This window comes from Pseudomonas sp. (assembly GCF_048265905.1).
Taxonomy (GTDB): Bacteria; Pseudomonadota; Gammaproteobacteria; order Pseudomonadales; family Pseudomonadaceae; genus Aquipseudomonas.
Genome location: NZ_JBLXAP010000005.1, coordinates 114,125 through 133,747, shown reverse-complemented (window position 1 = coordinate 133,747; position 19,623 = coordinate 114,125). Strand labels below are relative to the sequence as shown.

General features: G+C 53.6%; 16 protein-coding genes. 14 read left to right on the top strand and 2 right to left on the bottom strand.

Annotated elements, in window-relative coordinates:
- The first annotated feature begins 74 nt into the window (after positions 1 to 74).
- From glnE to ACN0UH_RS09205, 13 genes are all read left to right on the top strand, one after another.
- Positions 75 to 3,023, top strand: a complete 2,949-nt coding sequence (gene glnE, locus ACN0UH_RS09265; protein ID WP_417661793.1) for a bifunctional [glutamate--ammonia ligase]-adenylyl-L-tyrosine phosphorylase/[glutamate--ammonia-ligase] adenylyltransferase — start codon at positions 75 to 77, stop codon at positions 3,021 to 3,023.
- Between the two features lie 70 nt (positions 3,024 to 3,093).
- Positions 3,094 to 4,017 (top strand): branched-chain-amino-acid transaminase, encoded by a 924-nt coding sequence (gene ilvE / locus ACN0UH_RS09260; RefSeq protein ID WP_417661792.1) that lies wholly within the window; start codon positions 3,094 to 3,096, stop codon positions 4,015 to 4,017.
- Positions 4,018 to 4,118: 101 nt separating this feature from the next.
- Positions 4,119 to 5,153, top strand: a complete 1,035-nt coding sequence (gene waaF / locus ACN0UH_RS09255) for a lipopolysaccharide heptosyltransferase II (protein ID WP_417661791.1) — start codon at positions 4,119 to 4,121, stop codon at positions 5,151 to 5,153.
- Positions 5,153 to 6,154: a lipopolysaccharide heptosyltransferase I gene (gene waaC, locus ACN0UH_RS09250; RefSeq protein ID WP_417661790.1), complete on the top strand. Its 1,002-nt coding sequence runs from the start codon at positions 5,153 to 5,155 to the stop codon at positions 6,152 to 6,154. Before waaF ends, waaC begins: the two co-directional genes overlap by 1 nt.
- Positions 6,154 to 7,281, top strand: a complete 1,128-nt coding sequence (locus ACN0UH_RS09245) for a glycosyltransferase family 4 protein (RefSeq protein WP_417661789.1) — start codon at positions 6,154 to 6,156, stop codon at positions 7,279 to 7,281. The genes waaC and ACN0UH_RS09245 overlap by 1 nt, the downstream gene beginning before the upstream one ends.
- The gene (gene rfaP / locus ACN0UH_RS09240; RefSeq protein ID WP_417661788.1) at positions 7,272 to 8,093 is read left to right on the top strand and encodes a lipopolysaccharide core heptose(I) kinase RfaP; all 822 of its coding nucleotides are present in this window, start codon (positions 7,272 to 7,274) and stop codon (positions 8,091 to 8,093) included. The genes ACN0UH_RS09245 and rfaP overlap by 10 nt, the downstream gene beginning before the upstream one ends.
- Complete coding sequence (locus ACN0UH_RS09235) at positions 8,093 to 8,827, top strand: lipopolysaccharide kinase InaA family protein (protein ID WP_417661787.1); 735 nt, start codon at positions 8,093 to 8,095, stop codon at positions 8,825 to 8,827. Before rfaP ends, ACN0UH_RS09235 begins: the two co-directional genes overlap by 1 nt.
- Positions 8,824 to 9,570 (top strand): lipopolysaccharide kinase InaA family protein, encoded by a 747-nt coding sequence (locus ACN0UH_RS09230; protein ID WP_417661786.1) that lies wholly within the window; start codon positions 8,824 to 8,826, stop codon positions 9,568 to 9,570. The genes ACN0UH_RS09235 and ACN0UH_RS09230 overlap by 4 nt, the downstream gene beginning before the upstream one ends.
- The gene (locus ACN0UH_RS09225) at positions 9,567 to 11,015 is read left to right on the top strand and encodes a lipopolysaccharide kinase InaA family protein (RefSeq protein ID WP_417661785.1); all 1,449 of its coding nucleotides are present in this window, start codon (positions 9,567 to 9,569) and stop codon (positions 11,013 to 11,015) included. Before ACN0UH_RS09230 ends, ACN0UH_RS09225 begins: the two co-directional genes overlap by 4 nt.
- Before the next feature lie 97 nt (positions 11,016 to 11,112).
- Positions 11,113 to 12,867: a carbamoyltransferase gene (locus tag ACN0UH_RS09220; protein WP_417661784.1), complete on the top strand. Its 1,755-nt coding sequence runs from the start codon at positions 11,113 to 11,115 to the stop codon at positions 12,865 to 12,867.
- Positions 12,860 to 13,771: a glycosyltransferase family 2 protein gene (locus ACN0UH_RS09215; protein WP_417661783.1), complete on the top strand. Its 912-nt coding sequence runs from the start codon at positions 12,860 to 12,862 to the stop codon at positions 13,769 to 13,771. The genes ACN0UH_RS09220 and ACN0UH_RS09215 overlap by 8 nt, the downstream gene beginning before the upstream one ends.
- On the top strand, positions 13,771 to 14,916 hold the full coding sequence (locus tag ACN0UH_RS09210; protein ID WP_417661782.1) for a glycosyltransferase family 4 protein: 1,146 nt from the start codon (positions 13,771 to 13,773) through the stop codon (positions 14,914 to 14,916). Before ACN0UH_RS09215 ends, ACN0UH_RS09210 begins: the two co-directional genes overlap by 1 nt.
- On the top strand, positions 14,909 to 15,778 hold the full coding sequence (locus ACN0UH_RS09205; RefSeq protein WP_417661781.1) for a glycosyltransferase: 870 nt from the start codon (positions 14,909 to 14,911) through the stop codon (positions 15,776 to 15,778). Before ACN0UH_RS09210 ends, ACN0UH_RS09205 begins: the two co-directional genes overlap by 8 nt.
- A 21-nt stretch (positions 15,779 to 15,799) precedes the next feature.
- Here ACN0UH_RS09205 and ACN0UH_RS09200 read toward each other — a convergent pair whose 3' ends face one another.
- Together ACN0UH_RS09200 and ACN0UH_RS09195 are read right to left on the bottom strand one after the other, a co-directional pair.
- The gene (locus ACN0UH_RS09200; RefSeq protein ID WP_417661780.1) at positions 15,800 to 16,465 is read right to left on the bottom strand and encodes a polymerase; all 666 of its coding nucleotides are present in this window, start codon (positions 16,463 to 16,465) and stop codon (positions 15,800 to 15,802) included.
- Entirely contained in the window at positions 16,462 to 17,685 is a 1,224-nt protein-coding gene (locus ACN0UH_RS09195) for an O-antigen ligase family protein (protein WP_417661779.1), read from the bottom strand. Before ACN0UH_RS09195 ends, ACN0UH_RS09200 begins: the two co-directional genes overlap by 4 nt.
- 134 nt (positions 17,686 to 17,819) lie before the next feature.
- Here ACN0UH_RS09195 and msbA point away from each other — a divergent pair, with 134 nt between their 5' ends.
- Positions 17,820 to 19,619: a lipid A export permease/ATP-binding protein MsbA gene (gene msbA / locus ACN0UH_RS09190; protein ID WP_417661778.1), complete on the top strand. Its 1,800-nt coding sequence runs from the start codon at positions 17,820 to 17,822 to the stop codon at positions 19,617 to 19,619.
- The last annotated feature ends 4 nt before the right edge of the window (positions 19,620 to 19,623 follow it).

Genomic DNA, 19,623 nt, shown 5'->3' with positions numbered 1-19,623 from the left:
CAGCCTGTGTAAACCCCTCTAAATCAAGGGGTTGGTCGTTTTTACACAATTGCAGCCCTCCAAAAGGATAGACCATGAGCCTGCCCATGCTCGTCGCTTTACCCGCCAACTTGCAAGCCTTGGCTGGCAGTGCAAAGCAATCACTGTGTGTTGCCATGAGCGATCAGTCTGTAGCTGCTCGTAGCCAGTTCGATGGATGGTCAAGCGAGCGCCATGAAGCCTTGCTTCGTGTCTGTGCGTGCAGTGACTTTGTGACGCAGCAAGCCTTGCGTGATCCGCAAATGTTGCTTGATCTGGCCGCAAGTGGTGAGTTGGAACGAGCGCTGGCGGCTGGGGAAATGCGCGGGCAGTTAGCTGCTGAGCTGGCTCAGTGCGATGACGAAGATGGCATGGCGAGCGCTCTGCGACGGTTTCGTAATCGCCAGCAGGTACGCATCATTTGGCGCGATATCAACCGTTTGGCGGATTTGCGTGAAACCTGCGCCGACCTTTCCGAATTGGCGGATTCGAGTATCGATCTGGCCTATCACTGGTTGTATCCGCGTCACTGCGAACAGTTCGGTACGCCCATCGGCCGGCGCACGGGTGAAGCGCAGCATATGGTCATTCTGGGAATGGGCAAGCTCGGTGCCCATGAGCTCAACCTGTCTTCAGACATTGATCTGATCTTTGGTTATCCCGAAGGCGGCGAGACCGAAGGTGTAAAGCGGCCGCTGGATAATCAGGAGTTCTTCATCCGCTTGGGTCAGCGCTTGATCAAGGCGCTGGATGTGATCACGGTCGATGGTTTTGTGTTTCGCACTGATATGCGTCTGCGTCCGTATGGTTCTTCGGGTTCGCTGGTGTTCAGCTTCAATGCGCTGGAGCAGTATTACCAGGATCAGGGTCGCGACTGGGAACGCTACGCAATGATCAAGGCGCGGGTGGTTGGCGGCGATCAGGCCAAGGGCGCTGAGTTGTTGGAAATGCTGCGTCCGTTTGTCTATCGGCGTTACCTGGATTTCTCGGCAATCGAAGCGCTGCGCAATATGAAGCAGTTAATCCAGCAGGAAGTGCGCCGCAAGAGCATGGCGGCGAACATCAAGTTGGGCTCTGGCGGTATCCGCGAAGTCGAGTTTATCGCCCAGGCGTTTCAGCTTATTCACGGCGGACGGGATTTGAGCCTGCAGCAGCGGTCGCTGTTGAAAGTGCTTTCTACGCTCGAAGGGCAAGGTTATCTGCCTGCGACGGTAACGGATGAGCTGCGCCAAGGTTACGAGTTTTTGCGCTACACCGAGCATGCGTTGCAGGCGATTGATGACCGGCAAACGCAAATGCTGCCGGATAACCCGCTGGACAAGCAGCGGGTGGCGCTGATGCTCGGTTTTGACGACTGGGAGGCATTTCACCAGCAGTTGATGTATTGGCGTGGTCGGGTCGACTGGCATTTCCGTCAGGTAATTGCTGATCCTGATGAAGATGAAAGCACAGCGGACTCTGATGAAGTGGTCGGTTGTGAGTGGATGCCACTGTGGGATGACGTGCAGGACGAAGAATCGGCGTGTCGGCAATTGGCTGAAGCGGGCTTCAGTGATGCGCAAGCCGCGTGGCGCCGTTTAGTTGATTTGCGCACCGGTAATAGAGTTCGTGCCATGCAGCGCCTGGGCCGTGAACGGCTGGATGCGTTTATTCCACGGTTATTGGCGCAAGCAGTCGAGCACGAAAACCCTGACTTGGTCATGGAACGGGTATTGCCGCTGATTGAAGCCGTCGCGCGCCGCTCTGCCTATTTAGTGCTGCTCACTGAAAACCCGGGTGCGCTTGAGCGGTTGTTGAACTTGTGCGCGGGCAGCCCTTGGATTGCCGAGCAAATTACGCGCTTCCCGCTGCTGCTCGATGAGTTGCTAAATGAGGGACGTTTGTTTAACCCTCCATTGGCGCCGGAGCTCGCGGCTGAGTTGCGTGAACGACTGGCGCGGATTCCAGAAGAAGACCTTGAACAGCAAATGGAAGCCTTGCGTCACTTCAAGTTGGCGCATCGCTTACGGGTTGCTGCCTCCGAAATTACCGGAACCTTGCCGCTGATGAAGGTCAGCGACTATCTGACCTGGTTGGCTGAGGCGATTCTTGATCAGGTGTTGGCCTTGGCTTGGCGCCACACCTGTGCCAAATACGGCACGCCGAAGCGTGTGGGTGGTGGTGACTGCGACCCAGGTTTCATTATTGTTGGTTATGGCAAGGTCGGCGGGATTGAGATGGGGCATGCATCGGATTTGGATCTGGTGTTCATCCACGACGGTGATCCGCAGGCGGAAACTGATGGGCCAAAACCAATCGATACCGCGCAATTTTTCACGCGTCTGGGTCAGCGCATCATTCATCTGTTGACCACGCAGACTAACTCCGGCCAGCTTTACGAGGTGGATATGCGCCTGCGTCCATCTGGCGCATCTGGCTTGTTGGTCAGCTCACTTGGCGCCTTTGAGCGCTATCAAGAGAATGAAGCCTGGACCTGGGAGCATCAAGCCTTGGTGCGAGCCCGCACGCTGGTTGGTTGCAAGTTGGTGACCTCTGAGTTTGAGCGGGTTAGGGCGTCTGTTTTGGGGCGTAAGCGTGATCTCGACAAGCTGCGTGCGGAAGTCAGCGAGATGCGAGCGAAGATGCGCGATAACCTTGGAACTCGTAAAACTGCAGCTGGAACGGCTGAAAATGCCTTCAGTGCGGATTCAGTGTTTGACCTCAAGCAAGATGCTGGAGGTATCGTCGATATTGAATTTATGGTGCAATACGCGGCTCTTGCTTGGTCGCATGAGCACCCTGAACTCCTTGAATTTACCGACAATATCCGCATATTAGAGGGACTGGAACAGGTTGGTGTCCTGGCTGGAGATGATGTTCTGCTCTTGCAGGATGTCTACAAAGCTTACCGTTCAGCCGCTCATCGCCAGGCGCTACAGAAGCAGCCGGGCGTAGTCAGTGGTGATCAGTTTCATGAACAAAGACGTAGTGTCTTGCGAATCTGGCAAGTACTGGGTTTAACCTGAATTTAGCTCGGCTGTGTGGCGCGAAGCGCTCTGGCTGGTGTGTTTGAATCGAACTTGAGGACTGGTAATTATGTCGATGGCCGACCGTGATGGCGTGATTTGGTATGACGGCGAACTGGTTCCGTGGCGCAATGCGACCACGCATGTGCTGACCCACACGCTGCATTACGGTATGGGTGTTTTTGAGGGTGTTCGTGCTTACAACACCCCCGAAGGCACGGCGATCTTCCGTTTGGAAGCGCACACCGACCGCCTGTTTGATTCGGCTCACATCATGGGCATGACGATTCCGTTCAGCAAAGAACAGATCAACGAAGCCACGCGTGCTGCGGTGCGTGAAAACAACCTTGAAAGCGCGTACATCCGGCCGATGGTGTTTTACGGATCAGAAGCCATGGGCCTGCGTGCTCACGGCCTGAAAACCCAAGTGATAGTTGCAGCCTGGAACTGGGGTGCCTACATGGGTGATGAAGCCCTGCAAGTCGGTATCAAGGTGCGTACCAGCTCCTTTACCCGTCATCACGTTAATATCTCGATGACTCGCGCTAAAGCCAACGGTAACTACATCAACTCGATGCTGGCGCTGCAAGAAGCGATCTCTGGCGGCGCTGATGAGGCGATGCTGCTTGATCCGGAAGGTTATGTTGCTGAAGGTTCGGGCGAGAACATCTTCTTGGTCAAAAATGGCGTGGTTTATACGCCGGAAGTCACCTCTTGCCTCAACGGCATTACTCGCGACACCATCCTGACCTTGGCTGAAGAGCACGGTATCAAGGTAGTCGAGAAGCGCATCACCCGCGATGAAGTGTATATCGCTGACGAAGCGTTCTTCACCGGCACGGCTGCTGAAGTCACACCAATTCGTGAGGTCGACGGCCGTCAAATTGGTGAAGGCCGTCGCGGCCCTGTAACCGAAGTGTTGCAGAAGGCTTATTTTGACTTGGTTACCGGCCAAACGAGTGCACACGCGCAGTGGCGCACACTGGTTAAGTAAGGCCTGGGTATAACCTGAAACAAGGAGGCACTCAGGCCGGTTGAGCGTTGTTCGCAACGCTTTCCGGCCGGTTTGCCTCCTTGGTCGTTTCTGGAATGAGCATGAAAATACTGATCGTAGGCCCTAGTTGGGTGGGTGACATGGTGATGGCGCAGACGCTGTTTCAGTGTCTGAAAGTGCTTCATCCCGACTGCGAAATTGACGTGCTGGCGCCCGATTGGAGCCGGCCGATTCTTGAACGCATGCCTGAAGTGCGTAACGCGCTAAGTTTCCCGTTGGGGCACGGTGTGTTGCAGCTGGCTACGCGGCGTAAAATCGGCAAGTCGCTCAAAGGCCAATACGATCAGGCGATATTATTGCCCAACTCGCTTAAGTCAGCGTTGGTGCCGTTTTTTGCAGGTATCCCTAAGCGCACGGGCTGGAAAGGCGAGATGCGTTACGGTCTGCTAAATGATGTGCGCACGCTGGACAAAGAGCGCTATCCGTTGATGATTGAGCGCTTTATGGCGCTGGCATTCGAGCCTGGTGTCGAGCTGCCAAAACCTTATCCGAAACCCTTGCTGGAGATTGATCCGGTCAGTCGTGATGCGGCGTTGGCAGCGTTCGGCCTGAGTCTGGATCGTCCGGTGCTGGCGTTGTGTCCAGGTGCTGAATTTGGCGAAGCCAAGCGTTGGCCGAGCGAGCATTACGCCAAAGTCGCGGAGCTGAAGATTCGTGCGGGCTGGCAAGTCTGGTTGTTTGGCTCGAAGAACGATCACGCGGTGGGTGAAGATATTCGCGACCGCTTGATTCCCGGCTTGCGTGAAGAAGTCAGTAACCTGTCGGGCGATACCAGCCTAGCTCAGGCGATTGATCTACTTTCCTGTGCCAGTGCCGTGGTTTCCAACGATTCTGGCTTGATGCACGTCGCCGCGGCGCTGGATCGCCCGCTGGTGTCGGTGTATGGCTCAACCTCGCCGCAATTCACTCCACCGCTGGCTGAACAGGTTGAAATTGTTCGCCTGGGGATTGAATGCAGCCCGTGTTTTGATCGCACCTGTAGGTTTGGTCACTACAATTGCCTGCGCCAACTCAAGCCACGCCCTGTCATTGAAGCGTTGGATCGCTTGGTGGCTGATCCGGTCGAGGTCGAATAGTGCGGGTTCTGCTAATCAAAACCTCATCGCTGGGCGATGTAATTCATACATTGCCTGCGCTGACTGATGCTGCACGGGCGATTCCCGGCATCCAGTTCGACTGGGTGGTTGAGGAAGGTTTTGCCGAGATTCCGACATGGCATCCCGCTGTGGCCCGAGTGATTCCAGTGGCGATTCGGCGCTGGAGGAAAAACCTGCTGCAAACCTTGAAAAATGGCGAGTGGAGCCGTTTCAAGGCGCGCCTGCGAGAAACCACTTATGACCTGGTTATTGATGCGCAAGGCCTGCTCAAAAGTGCCTTGCTGACGCGTTATGTCGATGCGCCAGTTGCCGGCCTTGACCGTGATTCGGCGCGCGAGCCTATTGCCAGCCGTTTTTATGACCGACGCTATAGCGTACCGCGTGATCAACACGCCTTGGAGCGCGTGCGGCAACTGTTCGCTCAAGCCTTGGGTTATCCGTTGCCGGGTGAGATTGCTGATTACGGACTTGATCGTGTCGCTATGGCTGGCGAGCAGGGCACGCCCTACTTGTTGTTTTTGCATGGCACTACTTGGCCAAGCAAGCACTGGCCGGAAGCCAATTGGCGCGAGCTGGCGCAGTTGATGAGCGAGCAAGGTTGGGCAGTGCGTTTGCCGTGGGGCAATGCGGATGAGAAAGCCCGTGCCGAACGAATCGTCAGCGGTTTGCCCAACGCGCAGGTTTTACCAAAGTTAAATCTGGTGGCGGTAGCTAAAGTTATCGCAGGTGCTCAAGCCTGTGTTGCAGTTGATACCGGCCTTGGCCATTTGGCTGCAGCTTTGGATGTACCGAGCATTTCTTTATATGGACCGACGTTACCGGGGCGGGTGGGCGCTTACGGTCGCTCGCAAGTGCATCTGTGCGCGGCAGGCCCGAATGCGGGGCTGGGCGATCGACACAAGTCATGCTTTGAGAGCTTACCAGCAAGTCAGGTTGCTGCTGAGCTCAACACCTTACTTTCGACTCAGGAGGCGGTGTAATGCGTTTGGCTTTTATCCTCTACAAATACTTCCCATTTGGCGGCCTGCAGCGTGACTTTATGCGCATCGCCCTCGAATGCCAGCAACGCGGGCACAGCATTCGCGTATACACCCCGATCTGGGAAGGTGATGTGCCTGAAGGCTTTGATGTAATCGTGGTGCCGGTCAAGGCGTTGTTCAATCATCGGCGCAACGAGAAGCTTACGGCCTGGATCAAGGCGGATCTGAAAAAACGCCCGGTTGACCGCGTTGTTGGCTTCAACAAAATGCCGGGGCTCGATGTTTACTACGCCGCTGACGGTTGCTTTGAAGACAAGGCGCAAAATCTGCGCAACTCGATCTACCGCAAATGGGGGCGCTACAAGCATTTCGCTGATTACGAGCGCGCGGTGTTTGCGCCGGAATCAAAAACTCAAGTGCTGATGATTTCTGAAGTTCAGCAACCGCTGTTCATCAAGCATTACCAGACACCGCTTGAGCGTTTTCACTTGTTGCCGCCGGGTATCTCTCTGGATCGCCGGGCACCGGCTAATGCCGCTGAGGTGCGTGCCGAGTTTCGCCGCGAGTTCAAGCTGGCCGATGATGATTTGTTACTGGTGCAAATCGGTTCAGGCTTCAAGACCAAAGGCTTGGATCGCAGCTTGAAAGCACTGGCCGCCCTGCCGCGTGAGTTGAAGAAGCGCACGCGTTTGATCGCCATTGGCCAGGATGATCCGTCAACTTTCCTGTCGCAGGTCAAGAGCTTGGGCTTGTCTGATCAGGTACAAATTCTTAAAGGGCGCAGCGATATTCCGCGCTTTTTACTGGGCGCTGATTTATTGATTCATCCGGCCTATAACGAAAACACCGGCACGGTATTGCTCGAGGCGCTCGTGGCCGGGTTGCCAGTGCTGGTGACCGATGTTTGTGGTTACGCTCACTACATTAGTGATGCAGATGCGGGAAAGGTTGTGCCTAGCCCGTTTGAGCAAGAACGATTGAATGCAATGCTGGCTGAGATGTTGGCCGATGATCAGCAACGTGCTGACTGGCAACGAAACGGGTTGGCATATGCCGATCAGGCAGATTTATACAGCATGCCGCAACATGCGGCCGATGTGATATTGGCGGAGCGCCCATGCGAGTAATGTTGAGCGAACCGTTTAAAACCCTGTGGGCTGGCAAAGACCCCTTTGTTGAGGTCGAGCAGCTGCAAGGGGAGGTCTATCGCGAATTAGATGGCCGCCGCACCTTGCGCACAGTCGTGGCGGGGCGTGGATATTTTGTGAAAATTCATCGTGGCATTGGCTGGGGTGAAATCATTAAAAATCTACTGGTAGCCAAGCTGCCTGTGCTTGGCGCCCGGCAGGAACATGATGCTATCGAGCGTTTGCAAGCGGTGGGAATTGACACAATGACCTGCGTGGCCTTTGGCGAGCGCGGCAGCAACCCGGCGCAGCAGCATTCGTTCATCATCACCGATGAGCTGGCGCCGACCATCAGTCTTGAAGATTACGCTGTCGATTGGCCAACGCAGCCGCCAGAGCCACTACTCAAGCGCGCCTTGGTCGAGCGTGTTGCGCGAATGGTTGGGCAGATGCATCACGCCGGAGTTAACCACCGCGATTGCTATATTTGCCACTTTTTGCTGCATACCGATAAACCGGTTACAGCTGATGACTTCAAGCTCTCAGTGATTGACCTGCACCGTGCGCAAATTCGCCCGGCGGTGCCCCGGCGCTGGCGCGATAAAGACCTCAGTGCGCTGTACTATTCCGCACTGGAAATCGGCCTTACCCAGCGCGATAAATACCGTTTTCTGTGTGCCTACTTCGAGGCAGCGGGCCAGCCAAGGCCATTGCGGCAGATTCTTGCTGAAGAACAGCCGTTATTGGCGCAGCTAGAGCGTCAGGTGGCAAAACTCTATTCGCGGAAAGTGCGTTACGGGGGCGCTCTGTAATGCTCGACTGGAAACTCGAAGACCCTTACACCGCAAGGATTGATGACTTTGGCAGTCTGGATGCTGTGTTTAGTCTGCAGGGCGAAACAATCACTAAAGATCCGATATCTGAGGTGATTCGTGTCGAGCGTGCAGGAACCGGTTATTACATCAAGCGTTATCGCAGTGCCGGTAAGGGGTTTCGCCGCTACATCGGCCGGACTCGGCTGCGCACCGAGTACCGTAACCTGAAACGCTTCGTTAAGTGGGGCGTGCCGACATCGAATATTGTCGCCGCTGGCCTTGAGCGTAAGAACGGTGCATTTGTTCGTGGTGCCTTGATAACCGAGGAATTGCCTCGTACGCAGGACTTGGCGGCACTGGCTAATCAGTCTGATGCGCGTCTTTCTCAGCCCGACTGGGTGCGTAATGTGAGTGCGCAAATTGCGCAGGCCACCCGCCGTTTGCACGACAATAATTTCACCCACAACGATTTAAAGTGGCGAAACCTGCTGGTCGACGTCGAGGGGCAGGTGTATTTCATCGACTGTCCAACCGGTAGTTTCTGGTTTGGCGTGTTTCTTCAATACCGGATTATTAAAGATTTGGCGTGTCTTGATAAAGTCGCCAAATACACACTGTCGCGCACCCAGCGGTTACGCTTTTATATGCAGTATGCCGGGCATCAGCAGTTGGATAAGCGCGACAAGAAAAATATTCGTCAAATCCTTAAATTCTTCGAGGGGCGAGAGTGAAAGATTTTATCGCCAGCGAGGAGCGGCAACTCCTCGCAAGGCATGGCCTGGATAGCTTTGATGCGCTGTGGGCGCTCAAGCTTGAGGCTGTGGATGAGCCCAATACCGAGCGAGGTGGTTGGAGCACGGTGTTTCGACTGGATCTTGACGGTAAAGGCTTTTATCTCAAGCGCCAAAGCAACTACCTGACTCATACCTTAACCTGCCCGTTGGGCGAGCCGACCTTTTCTCGTGAGTTTCGCAATATTCAGCGTTACGCCAATTTGGGCATTCCTGCATTGCAGGCAGTTTTCTATGCTCAACGCAAAGTAGGCGGTGAGCAGCGTGCGCTGTTGTTGACGCGGGCACTGGATGATTGGCAAGACCTCGAACAGGTGCTGCAAGGCTGGCATGTGATGCTGGCGCAGCAACGCAATGCGATTATCGATGCTTGTGCCCTGCTGGCCCGACAAGTACACGCAAGCGGTCAGGTGCATGGTTGCTTTTACCCGAAGCATGTTTTTTTGCAGGCGCGCGGTGAAGCATTTGTGGCGAAACTGATTGATCTGGAGAAAACCCGTCCCGCACTGCTGGGCGAGCGTGACCGGGTCAAAGACCTCGAGCCACTCTTGCGCCGTGCTCACGTTTGGCATGACGCCGAGATCCAACGGTTTCTGAGCGCTTATTTGGGTTCCAGTGCAAACTTGCAACACTGGTTGGAACGGCTAACCAAGCGCCGCAAAACCAAGGCGGTGAGCGCATGATGCTGGCTCAGCTTCAGCGGGCAGGGCGCACTCCGGATCTGCCCATAGTGCTTGAGGATATCGGCCAGGCGCCGCTGCAGTTACAAACTTTACTGCGGGTGCTGCCGGGTCAACGTTATGTTGGCAAGGCACTGTGGAATGGTCGCGCTGTTCTTGCAAAAATATTGGTCGGTAACAACGCAGAACGACACTTTAAACGCGAAGTCGAGGGCGCTCAGTTACTGGCAACTCATGGTTTGTTGACGCCTAAACTTTTGCAGCATGACAGTCGCCCAGGGCAAGGCGGTTGGTTGCTGTTTGAATACCTTGAGGGCTCGCAAAGTCTCAGTGATGCATGGCGCGAAAGTGAGTCACAAGCCTCGCTCAATGATGCTCAGCGGAGCCTGCTTGGCGAAGCGCTGGCTGTGATTGCTCAGATGCACAGCCAAGGCCTGTGGCAAGAAGACTTACACCTCGATAACCTGATGCGCCATACGGGCCAGTTGTATTTGGTTGATGGGGGCGGCGTCTGTGTTGAGTCGTCAGGGAAACCGCTCAGTCGTGAGCAGGTGCTGGCTAATCTTGGTGTGTTCTTTGCCCAGTTACCGGCGAGTGTCGATGCTTATCTTGAAGAGCTGTTGGTGAACTATCTGCTGGTTAATGCCGAGCATGCTTTGCCACTTGAGGCGCTGCAAAAGCAGATCAACAAGGTTCGTCGCTGGCGCTTGAGTGATTATTTGAAAAAGGTAGGCCGCGACTGCAGCCTGTTCAGTGTGCAGCGTAGCGCGTCAGCCTTACGTATCTTCAGGCGTGATGAGCAGACTCAGCTTGAGCCGCTGTTGGCCAGCGCGGATGTGGCTATTGAGGCTGGCAAAGCGCTAAAGCTTGGCGGCTCATCAACGGTAGCCGAAGTGCAACTCGGCGAGCGCAAATTGGTGGTTAAACGCTATAACATCAAAAGCTTTATGCATTGGCTAAAGCGGTTTTGGCGGCCGAGTCGCGCTTGGCACAGTTGGTATGAGGGCAATCGCCTGGACTTTTTAGGCATCGCAACCCCCAAACCACTTGCCATGCTGGAAGTGCGCAGCTTTTGGTTACGACGCCGGGCATATCTGATTACCGAACATGTTGCCGGTGAGGATATAATCTGCCGCTTTAAGCCCTATGTTGAGTCTGCTGGCATGCCTGCAGACGCTGAACTGGAAGCGTTGGATGAGTTGTTTGCTGCGCTCAAGCGTGAGCGCATCAGTCATGGTGATCTCAAGGGTAATAACCTGCTGTGGCAAGGTAATCGCTGGGCATTGATTGATCTTGATGCCATGCAGCAGCATGCCTCTGAGCGTAGTTTTGCACCGGCATTTGCACGAGACCGGGCGCGTTTTTTGCGTAATTGGCCCGCAAGTAGTGGTTTGTACCAGCTACTTGATCAACGTTTACCTAAAGCCGGTGAGTCTGCCGAAGGCTAAAAGCTGAGGCCCGCTGGGTGTAAGTAGCCAGTTAGGCTATGTAAATAAATAAGTGCTGCACGTTTAATCGTGCGGCAGATTTCAAGAGGTTTACCCTGTGGCACTGACGATTCTTGGATTATCTGGCGCACTGAGCCATGACCCATCTGCTGCACTGTATATCGACGGTAAGTTGATCGCAGCGGCTGAGGAAGAGCGCTTTGTGCGAGACAAGCATGCAAAAAATCGCATGCCCTATGAATCGGCAAAATTCTGCCTTGAACAGGCAGGGATCAAGCCGTCTGATGTCGATGTTGTGGCGATTCCATTTGCGCCGATCAGCATTTTTGACAAGGCCCGTTGGCACTATGCCAAGCGTTACTGGTATGCGCCTGATCGTGCCTTGGATGCAATCCTGACCGGTAACCGTCGCTACAAGCGCTACCGCACCAAAATCAAATGGTGTCTGGAGCAGCTTGGGTTTGACTTGAAGAAGGTCAAGATTGAAGCCGTTGAGCACCATTTGGCCCATGCCTCCAGCGCCTATCATTGCTCTGGTTTCAAGGAAAAAACCGCGATTCTCGGCATCGATGGTAAAGGCGAATACGCCACAACCTTCTTTGGCTACGGTGAGAACGGCAAGATCCACAAGATCAAAGAGTTCTATGATCCAGACTCGCTTGGCGGCCTTTACGGGGCGATGACCGAGTTTCTCGGGTTTGAAATGCTCGACGGCGAGTTCAAGGTCATGGGCATGGCACCTTATGGCGATGCGTCCAAGTATGATCTGTCGCGCCTGGCCTCATTCGAGAACGGCGAGTTGGTGATCAATACTGAGTACGCCAACGTTATCGGTTTGCGTCGCTATAAAGAAAACGGCAAAGGCTTCTACTTTTCGCAAAAGCTGATCGACTGGCTCGGTCCAAAGCGTGAAGGCGATATCGCCGATGATCCGTACATCCACTACGCCGCCAGCATTCAAGCACTGTTTGAGAAGCTGGCGCTGCAAATGATGGATTACTATCTGGGCGATATCATCAAGGAAACTGGCAAGATCGCCTATGCGGGCGGCAGCGCCTTGAATGTAAAGCTCAACCAGAAAATCATCGCCCGTCCAGAAGTCAAAGAGCTGTTCGTTCAACCAGCAGCCGGAGACGCAGGCACTGCGGTGGGAGCTGCGGCATATGTGTCGACCCAGCGCGGTGTGCCGGTCGAGAAGATGGAGCACGTTTACCTCGGCCCATCATTCTCTAACGAAGATGTGATTGCGGCATGTGCGCGTCACCCGAGCAAACCGGTGTTCAAGCAAATCGACAACATGCCTCAGCGCATCGCCAAAATCATGGTCGATGGCAATCCGGTTGCCTGGTTCCAAGGCCGTATGGAGTTCGGTCCGCGCGCCTTGGGCGGTCGTTCCATTGTTGGTTGCCCAAGTATTCCGGGCGTGGCTAACCGGATTAACGAGCAGATCAAGTTTCGTGAGCGCTGGCGCCCATTCTGCCCGTCAATGCTTGATACCGTGGGCTCGCAAATGCTCAAGGTCGATCATCCGTCACCATTCATGACCTTCACCTTTGAAGTCAATGAAGAGTGGAAAACCCGGGTTTCCGAAGTGGTTCACGAAGACGGCACTTCGCGTGCGCAAGTGCTTAAACGTGAGTACAACCCGCGTTATTACGACATGATGAAAGAGCTTGAAAACCTCACCGGCAATGGCGTTTCGTTGAACACCTCGTTAAACCGCCGCGGTGAAGCGATGATTTGCTCGCCAACGGATGCGCTCAATATGTTCTATGGCTCAGATCTGCAGTACCTGATCATGGAGGATATCTTGGTGGTCAAAGATGGCGTGGATTGGTTCGACGATGTCTGAACCCCTGATCAGTGTGATCATCCCCGCCTATAACTACGCGGAAAAGATATCGCGGGCAGTTGAGTCAGTGGTGGCTCAGCTTGGCGAAGCTGCCGCCGACTTGTTGGTGATAGATGATGGTTCTACTGATCAGACCTTGCAGGTGCTCGAACGGTTACAGGCTCAACACCAAGGATGCTTCCGGATTATTAGCAAGGCCAATGGTGGCTTGGCTACGGTGCGTAACCTTGGGATCAAGGAAGCCAAAGGCCGATACCTGGTTTTTCTGGACGCTGATGATGAAATGGCGTCTGGCGCATTGGCTGCCTTAACCGAGCATATTCAAAGCAATCCTGCGACGCGCATGGTTATTGGTGGATTCTGGTCTGTGACTGTTGATGGCAAGCATCGACTGCGTCAGGCCCCAGTGATTCCGCGTACTGCACGTGAACGCGTGTCTGGCTACCTGATAAAGAAAACCATTGCAGTCAGTAATGGTGCTTGTGCAATGCACCGTGAGGTCTTTGCGCCTGGTAACTATCCTGAGTCATTTCGTAGTGCTGAGGATATCCCGGTATTTGCTCAGGTGCTGGCGCGCTTTCCTTGCACGGCATTAGATCAGCCTCTGGCGCTGATTTATAAACATCCGACCAGCTTGAGGCATAACTTGAAGTTTGCTTATGAAACCGGGCTGGCTCTGGTTGACGAAGTATTTGACCCGATTCGTATGCCAGCTGAGTTACAGGACTTGAAGCGTAGTTTCACCGCCCAGCGCTGCGCCTCGTTGTTCCGTACTTTCTACAGTGCGGGTGAGCGGCAAGCCAGCCTCGGCTTTTATCGTAAAGCGCTACAGGCAGATTGGCGTCTAATAACAAATTGGTCTTATACCCGCAAGGCGCTGAAGCTCTTGCTGAGAGGGCGTTAATGTCGCGCAGACTCAAGGTTTTACAATTGCAGGGCAGCTACAACATAGGTATCTCTGGCTTGGCCGAGCAGATCATTCAAGGTCTTCCCGCAGAGCGGGTGGAAGTGGTCAACGCTTTCTTGTCGAGTGCGCCAAGCGAGGGGGAACCGCAAAGCGTTGCATCTCGCTCAGTCTACTTTGGCTTAAGTCAGTCGCAGCTTAAAGGGTTGCGTCTTAAGGCCTTGTTCCGTTTGTATGCGTTCTGCCGTGCCGAATCATTCGATGTGGTTATTGCTCATCGGTTTAAACCAATCAGTCTTTTGATGCTACTCAACCGTTGGTTGAATATTCCGCTGTGTATAGGTGTTCAGCATGGTGTCGGCGATTTTGATCGTGCATACCGTCGCTGGGAAACGCGCAGGCTATTGACCGGTAATTGGCGGATCGTCGGGGTGTCTCGCGCCGTTTATGAGTACCTGCTCAATTGCGGTGGGGGCTTTACACCTGCCAATACCCTGAGAATTGATAATGCGATTGATATTCAACGTGCTGAAAGCTTGCAGTTGTCGCGTCAGCAGGCGCGTGAAGCGTTAGCGCTTGCGCCAGAGCCTTTTATCTTTGGTGCTATCGGTCGCTTGGTTCCGGTGAAGGGGCATATCTACCTGCTTGAAGCCTTTGCCTTGATCAAGGATCGCCATCCTAATGTGCAACTGGCGATTATTGGTGAAGGCCGTTCTCGGGCTGAGCTGGAACAAGACATCGTGCGGCTGGAGTTGCAAGGGCGTGTGCATCTATTGGGCGATCGCAATGATGCACAGCAGTACGTAAAGGCTTTTGATGTATTTATGATGCCATCGCTGTCCGAAGGCTTGCCTCTGGCGATGCTTGAGGCGATGGCTGGGCATCTGGCGGTGATCGGCTCTGATATCGACAGCCTCAAGTCTATTCTTGAGGATAGCCAAGGCTATGTGTTCCCGGTCAAGGATGTCCCTGCGTTGGCTGAACAGATGCAGAAGGTGTTGTCCCTGTCTGCAGAAGAGTTACAGGCCAAAGGAAGTAGCGCCTATGCCTACGTGTGTCGGTCTCACTCGATCGCTGACTTCCAGCAAAACTACCGGGACTTGATCGAACAGATAAGCATTGCTGAGGCATTACCCCATGGATAAGTCGCTTGAATCTCCTTTGGTTACGGTGATTATCGCCTCGTATAACCATGCGCAGTACATTGAAGAGAGTATAAACAGCGTATTGGCTCAGACTTACCCCAATATTGAGTTGATGGTCATTGATGACGGTTCAAGCGATGACAGCGTTGAGCGCATAACTGCATTGCAAAAACAGCATGGTTTCTATTTCAAGGCGCAGCAGAACCAAGGGCTCTCAAGTACCTTGAATCAGGCTATTGCCTTAGCCAAGGGCAGCCTTATCGCGCCTTTCGGCTCTGATGACATCATGTTCCCTGAGCGCATAGCGCTTCAAGTTGCACACATGGCAACGGCGCCCGAAGCGGGCATTTGTGCAGGCAATATTGAAAGAATTGACAGCCAGGGGCGGGTGAGGGAAAGGCAACGCATTCGTGCTGCAAGGCGCATGGATTTCGACGCTGTATTTCTCAAGACCGAACCTATTGCGCCAGCACCCACCTTGCTATTTCGCCGTGAAGCACTGGAAAAGGTCGGCGGCTTCGACCCGAAAATTCGCCTCGAAGACCTTTATATCGAACTGAGAATAACCCAGGCGGGCTACTACATCGATGTGTTGCAAGAGGTCTTGGCCCAATACCGGATGCATGACACCAATACCTATAAAAACCTGCGGTTCATGATCGATAATGTACTCGCCACTTACGCATGCTTTAGCGATCACCCACGTTATCCTGATGTGTGTAATCGCTTCATTAACTCGATGCTAGTCAGGTGCGCCCGTACAGATAAAAAACTCGCCCGCGAGCTTTTCAAGCGTTTGCCAGTCAGCGCCTGGAACACCAAGACGCTGCGTGCATTTGGTCGTTATCTAATCCCTGCCTGAATGATGCATCAACAGCGTGGGTCACTCGGCACGCTGTTTATGTTTGGCAAAGGCTTGAGCCAATTGCTTGGCCGCCGACTCTCCAGTGGCTTGAGCATAGCCGCGCAGCAGCGTAACTAGATGCTCATTGGCGAGCCAGGTGGCATCTTCCTGGTAACGCATCAGATGTTGAACATTTCGAGCGCGTTGCCATGCCGAGAGCGGTCGCGAGAATATCTTCATATCTGACACGTCGATCAGTGCATATTGCCCGTCGGGCATACTCAAGACGTTACCTAGATGTAACGAGCGAAAGTAAACACCGGATTTATGTACGCATCCGAGGAAAACACCAAACTTAAACAGTTGCTCAGCTAACTGGTCTTGGTTTAACTCACGCCAATAATTGCGCAGGGTGTCACCGGCAACGGGTTCGTATTGCAGGCCGTTCAGGCCCAGTTCCGGCACTACAATGAGCTCTATGGTTACGGGGGCTGGAATGCCAAGTTCGATCAAGCGTTCGGCATTGCGTGCGAAGCGTACTGACGGCGGAGACCACAATGCCGAGGAGAATAAGCGCTTGCGCCGAAATAGTTTGAGGAAGCTACCGTCGGCGAGTTCTGCGACCTTCAGGCCGTGGCCATCTTCCTCAATGGTCTTCGAGCCCAGCAGTTTTGCTTTGAGTTGTGCTTGCGTCAGTGTGGTCATGCTGAGGCCTGCATGCGTTGGCGGAGAGACAGTGCGGCAAAAAGCGCGACCGGGATCCAGGTTAGAAACCAGTTCTCATTCGGTCTTGAAAGAAAGGCGCTGCCCTCGGTGAGCCCGGCGAACACCCCGTAACAGGCCAGGGCAGACGTCAGTTGAATGGTCTTGTTGTGCCGCAACTCCACGGTTTTGCGTAATAGGGCTGCGTACATCGAAAACCAAAGCGCCAGCCCAATCAGGCCTGTATCCAGCAACACCGCCAGTTCGACATTGTGCGGGTCTTCGAGCTTGCGTCCGGCTGCGTTGAAAATAAACTCACTCTGATAACCATGACCCAGCCAGAGCTTTTCTTGCGCAATAGCGAGGGCTTGCTGCCAGATCTCCGGGCGATAGGAGAAGCCTCGGGCCATCAGCGCACTGGGCAGGAAGAAATAGAGTGCGGTGCCAGCGAGGCAGGCAGCGGCAAACAGATAGACCCCTTTCTTACCTGATATCAGCATCAGCCAGATGGTCACTGCAAAAAGCGCCATCAATGGCGTTCTAGACCCAGTTTCAATCAGAACAACTAGCAATGGGAGCGCCAGGAGAATACTAAAGCTGTTGAGTCGGCCTTGTTGCGTTGTCCAGTAAGCTAGCCAATAGGTGCAGAAAAAGCCAAATACATGGGAGGACAGCAATGGGTTGCGCATGGCGCCGGTGCCAATCAGGCGTGCGCTGCTGCTAGCATTTGGCAAGAATTGAATAAGGTTAACCACAGCTCCGATCGCCATGACGACCGCACTGAACCATAATGCCTTGAATAGTAGCTGTTCACTTTTGCACGCCATCATTGCGCACCCAACAAACAGCATCAGTACATACACGGGGCGTTTTGCTACGCTTGATGGGCTTGAGTCCGAGAGACTCCAGGTCAGGCTGATAAGTAACCAGATCGAAAACAAGAGAAAACATACAACTATAGGCTCGCTTAGCAACTGCTTTATATAGTGGGGCTTTAATATCAGCCCCAGCAGTGCTGGGAACGCAAAAAGACCATAGTACAGCTTGGTATAAAGGCTTGTGTCGCGGACCCAAATGAGCCCAGTCAGTAGCACAACGTAGCCTAGTGGTAACCAGTACTGTTCAATTAGCGCGTGTAGCCTTGTACCTGCACCCATTTTTGCTGTCGAGGTAGATTGCATTGTCAGGACGGGGTTGTTAGAAAGGCGCGTAGCATAATTCATCTGCCCAAAATATGGAGATTTTGTCGGTTTTTAAGCGCTGATTTGTGATCAGTTTTATGCCTGCAGTACAGGCGCATCTCGAGTCGTAGAGGGCCTGTGATATACTTTTTTATCCTACCGGTGCGTCGAGCCCTATGAGCGTTAAAACTCCTGCCCCAACCAGCCTGAAAATATATTTTCGCCTACTGAGCTATGTAAAACCTTACATTGGCTACTTTAGCTTGAGCATCCTTGGCTACGTGATTTTTGCTTCAACCCAACCGATGCTTGCTGGAATTCTCAAGTATTTCGTGGATGGTTTGTCGAATCCGCAAGCAGTGCTGTTTCCCGACGTGCCTTATCTGCAAGACCTGCAGCTATTGCAGGCTGTTCCACTACTGATTGTGCTGATTGCAGCCTGGCAGGGCCTGGGCTCGTTTCTGGGTAATTTCTATCTGGCCAAAGTCTCGTTGAGTTTGGTCCATGATTTGCGTACCGCACTGTTTAACAGCCTATTGGGTTTGCCTAATCGCTATTTCGACAGTCATAACTCAGGCCATCTGATTTCTCGCATCACCTTTAACGTAACCATGGTGACGGGGGCTGCTACGGATGCAATCAAGGTTGTTATTCGCGAAGGCCTGACAGTGGTTTTCCTGTTCACCTATTTGTTATGGATGAATTGGCACCTCACGCTGGTGATGCTTGCGATTTTGCCGGTCATTGCCGTGATGGTCAGCAGTGCCAGCAAAAAATTCCGTAAGCAAAGCAAGAAGATCCAGGTTGCGATGGGGGATGTTACTCATGTGGCCTCGGAAACTATTCAAGGTTATCGAGTGGTTCGTAGTTTCGGCGGTGAAACCTACGAAGCCGCACGCTTTGAGACTGCAAGTCGCGACAATACTCTTAAACAGCTGAAAATGACTAAAACCGGGGCGGTCTATACCCCCATGCTGCAGTTAGTCATCTACATTGCCATGGCTGTTTTGTTGTTCTTAGTGCTGCTTTTGCGCGGTGATGCCACGGCGGGTGACTTGGTCGCCTACATCACAGCAGCAGGCTTGTTGCCCAAGCCGATTCGCCAGCTTTCCGAGGTGAGTGCCACCATCCAGAAAGGTTTGGCTGCTGCGGACAGTATTTTCGAGCAGTTGGATGAGCCGTCTGAAGTAGACGCTGGTACGTTCGAGATCGACAAAGCTACAGGCCGTATGGAGGTTAAGAACCTCAACTTTAAGTATCCAAGTGCAGAAAAGCAGGTGTTGCGGGACATTAACTTTGTCGCTGAGCCCGGGCAAATGATCGCTCTGGTCGGGCGTTCTGGCAGTGGCAAGTCGACGCTGGCGAACCTGATTCCGCGCTTCTATCACCACGAAAGCGGACAGATCTTGCTAGACGGTGTCGATGTCGAGGACTACAAACTGCGTAATTTGCGTCGCCATATAGCTTTGGTGACCCAGCAGACCACACTGTTTAATGACACGGTTGCCAACAATATTGCCTACGGCGACTTGGCGGGTGCGCCCCGTGAAGATATTGAGAAAGCCGTGGAGGCTGCGTACGCCAAGGAGTTTGTCGACAAACTTCCACAAGGTTTAGACACCGAAGTTGGCGAAAATGGTGTTCTGCTTTCCGGTGGCCAGCGTCAGCGCTTGGCGATTGCCCGTGCTTTGCTCAAGGATTCTCCGGTGTTGGTGCTCGATGAAGCCACTTCAGCGCTGGATACCGAGTCGGAGCGGCATATTCAGGCAGCGCTTGATCGCGTGATGAAAGGGCGCACGACATTGGTGATTGCCCATCGGTTGTCGACGATTGAAAAGGCCGACCTTATTCTGGTTATGGATCAGGGGCAGATTGTAGAGCGTGGCACCCACGTTGAACTCTTGGCATTGAATGGCTATTACGCACGTTTGCATGCCATGGGTCTGGATGAAAACGCACCACTTAATCACGCCTGATAAA

What these genes read in the sequence shown, in the direction of transcription:
- ACN0UH_RS09205 (WP_417661781.1), top strand. Translation starts at nt 14,909, where the DNA reads ATGGATAAGTCGCTTGAATCTCCTTTGGTTACGGTGATTATCGCCTCG.
- ACN0UH_RS09245 (WP_417661789.1), top strand. Translation starts at nt 6,154, where the DNA reads ATGCGTTTGGCTTTTATCCTCTACAAATACTTCCCATTTGGCGGCCTG.
- ACN0UH_RS09210 (WP_417661782.1), top strand. Translation starts at nt 13,771, where the DNA reads ATGTCGCGCAGACTCAAGGTTTTACAATTGCAGGGCAGCTACAACATA.
- rfaP (WP_417661788.1), top strand. Translation starts at nt 7,272, where the DNA reads ATGCGAGTAATGTTGAGCGAACCGTTTAAAACCCTGTGGGCTGGCAAA.
- ACN0UH_RS09195 (WP_417661779.1), bottom strand. Translation starts at nt 17,685, where the DNA reads ATGAATTATGCTACGCGCCTTTCTAACAACCCCGTCCTGACAATGCAA.
- ACN0UH_RS09215 (WP_417661783.1), top strand. Translation starts at nt 12,860, where the DNA reads ATGTCTGAACCCCTGATCAGTGTGATCATCCCCGCCTATAACTACGCG.
- ilvE (WP_417661792.1), top strand. Translation starts at nt 3,094, where the DNA reads ATGTCGATGGCCGACCGTGATGGCGTGATTTGGTATGACGGCGAACTG.
- glnE (WP_417661793.1), top strand. Translation starts at nt 75, where the DNA reads ATGAGCCTGCCCATGCTCGTCGCTTTACCCGCCAACTTGCAAGCCTTG.
- ACN0UH_RS09200 (WP_417661780.1), bottom strand. Translation starts at nt 16,465, where the DNA reads ATGACCACACTGACGCAAGCACAACTCAAAGCAAAACTGCTGGGCTCG.
- waaF (WP_417661791.1), top strand. Translation starts at nt 4,119, where the DNA reads ATGAAAATACTGATCGTAGGCCCTAGTTGGGTGGGTGACATGGTGATG.
- msbA (WP_417661778.1), top strand. Translation starts at nt 17,820, where the DNA reads ATGAGCGTTAAAACTCCTGCCCCAACCAGCCTGAAAATATATTTTCGC.
- ACN0UH_RS09235 (WP_417661787.1), top strand. Translation starts at nt 8,093, where the DNA reads ATGCTCGACTGGAAACTCGAAGACCCTTACACCGCAAGGATTGATGAC.
- ACN0UH_RS09225 (WP_417661785.1), top strand. Translation starts at nt 9,567, where the DNA reads ATGATGCTGGCTCAGCTTCAGCGGGCAGGGCGCACTCCGGATCTGCCC.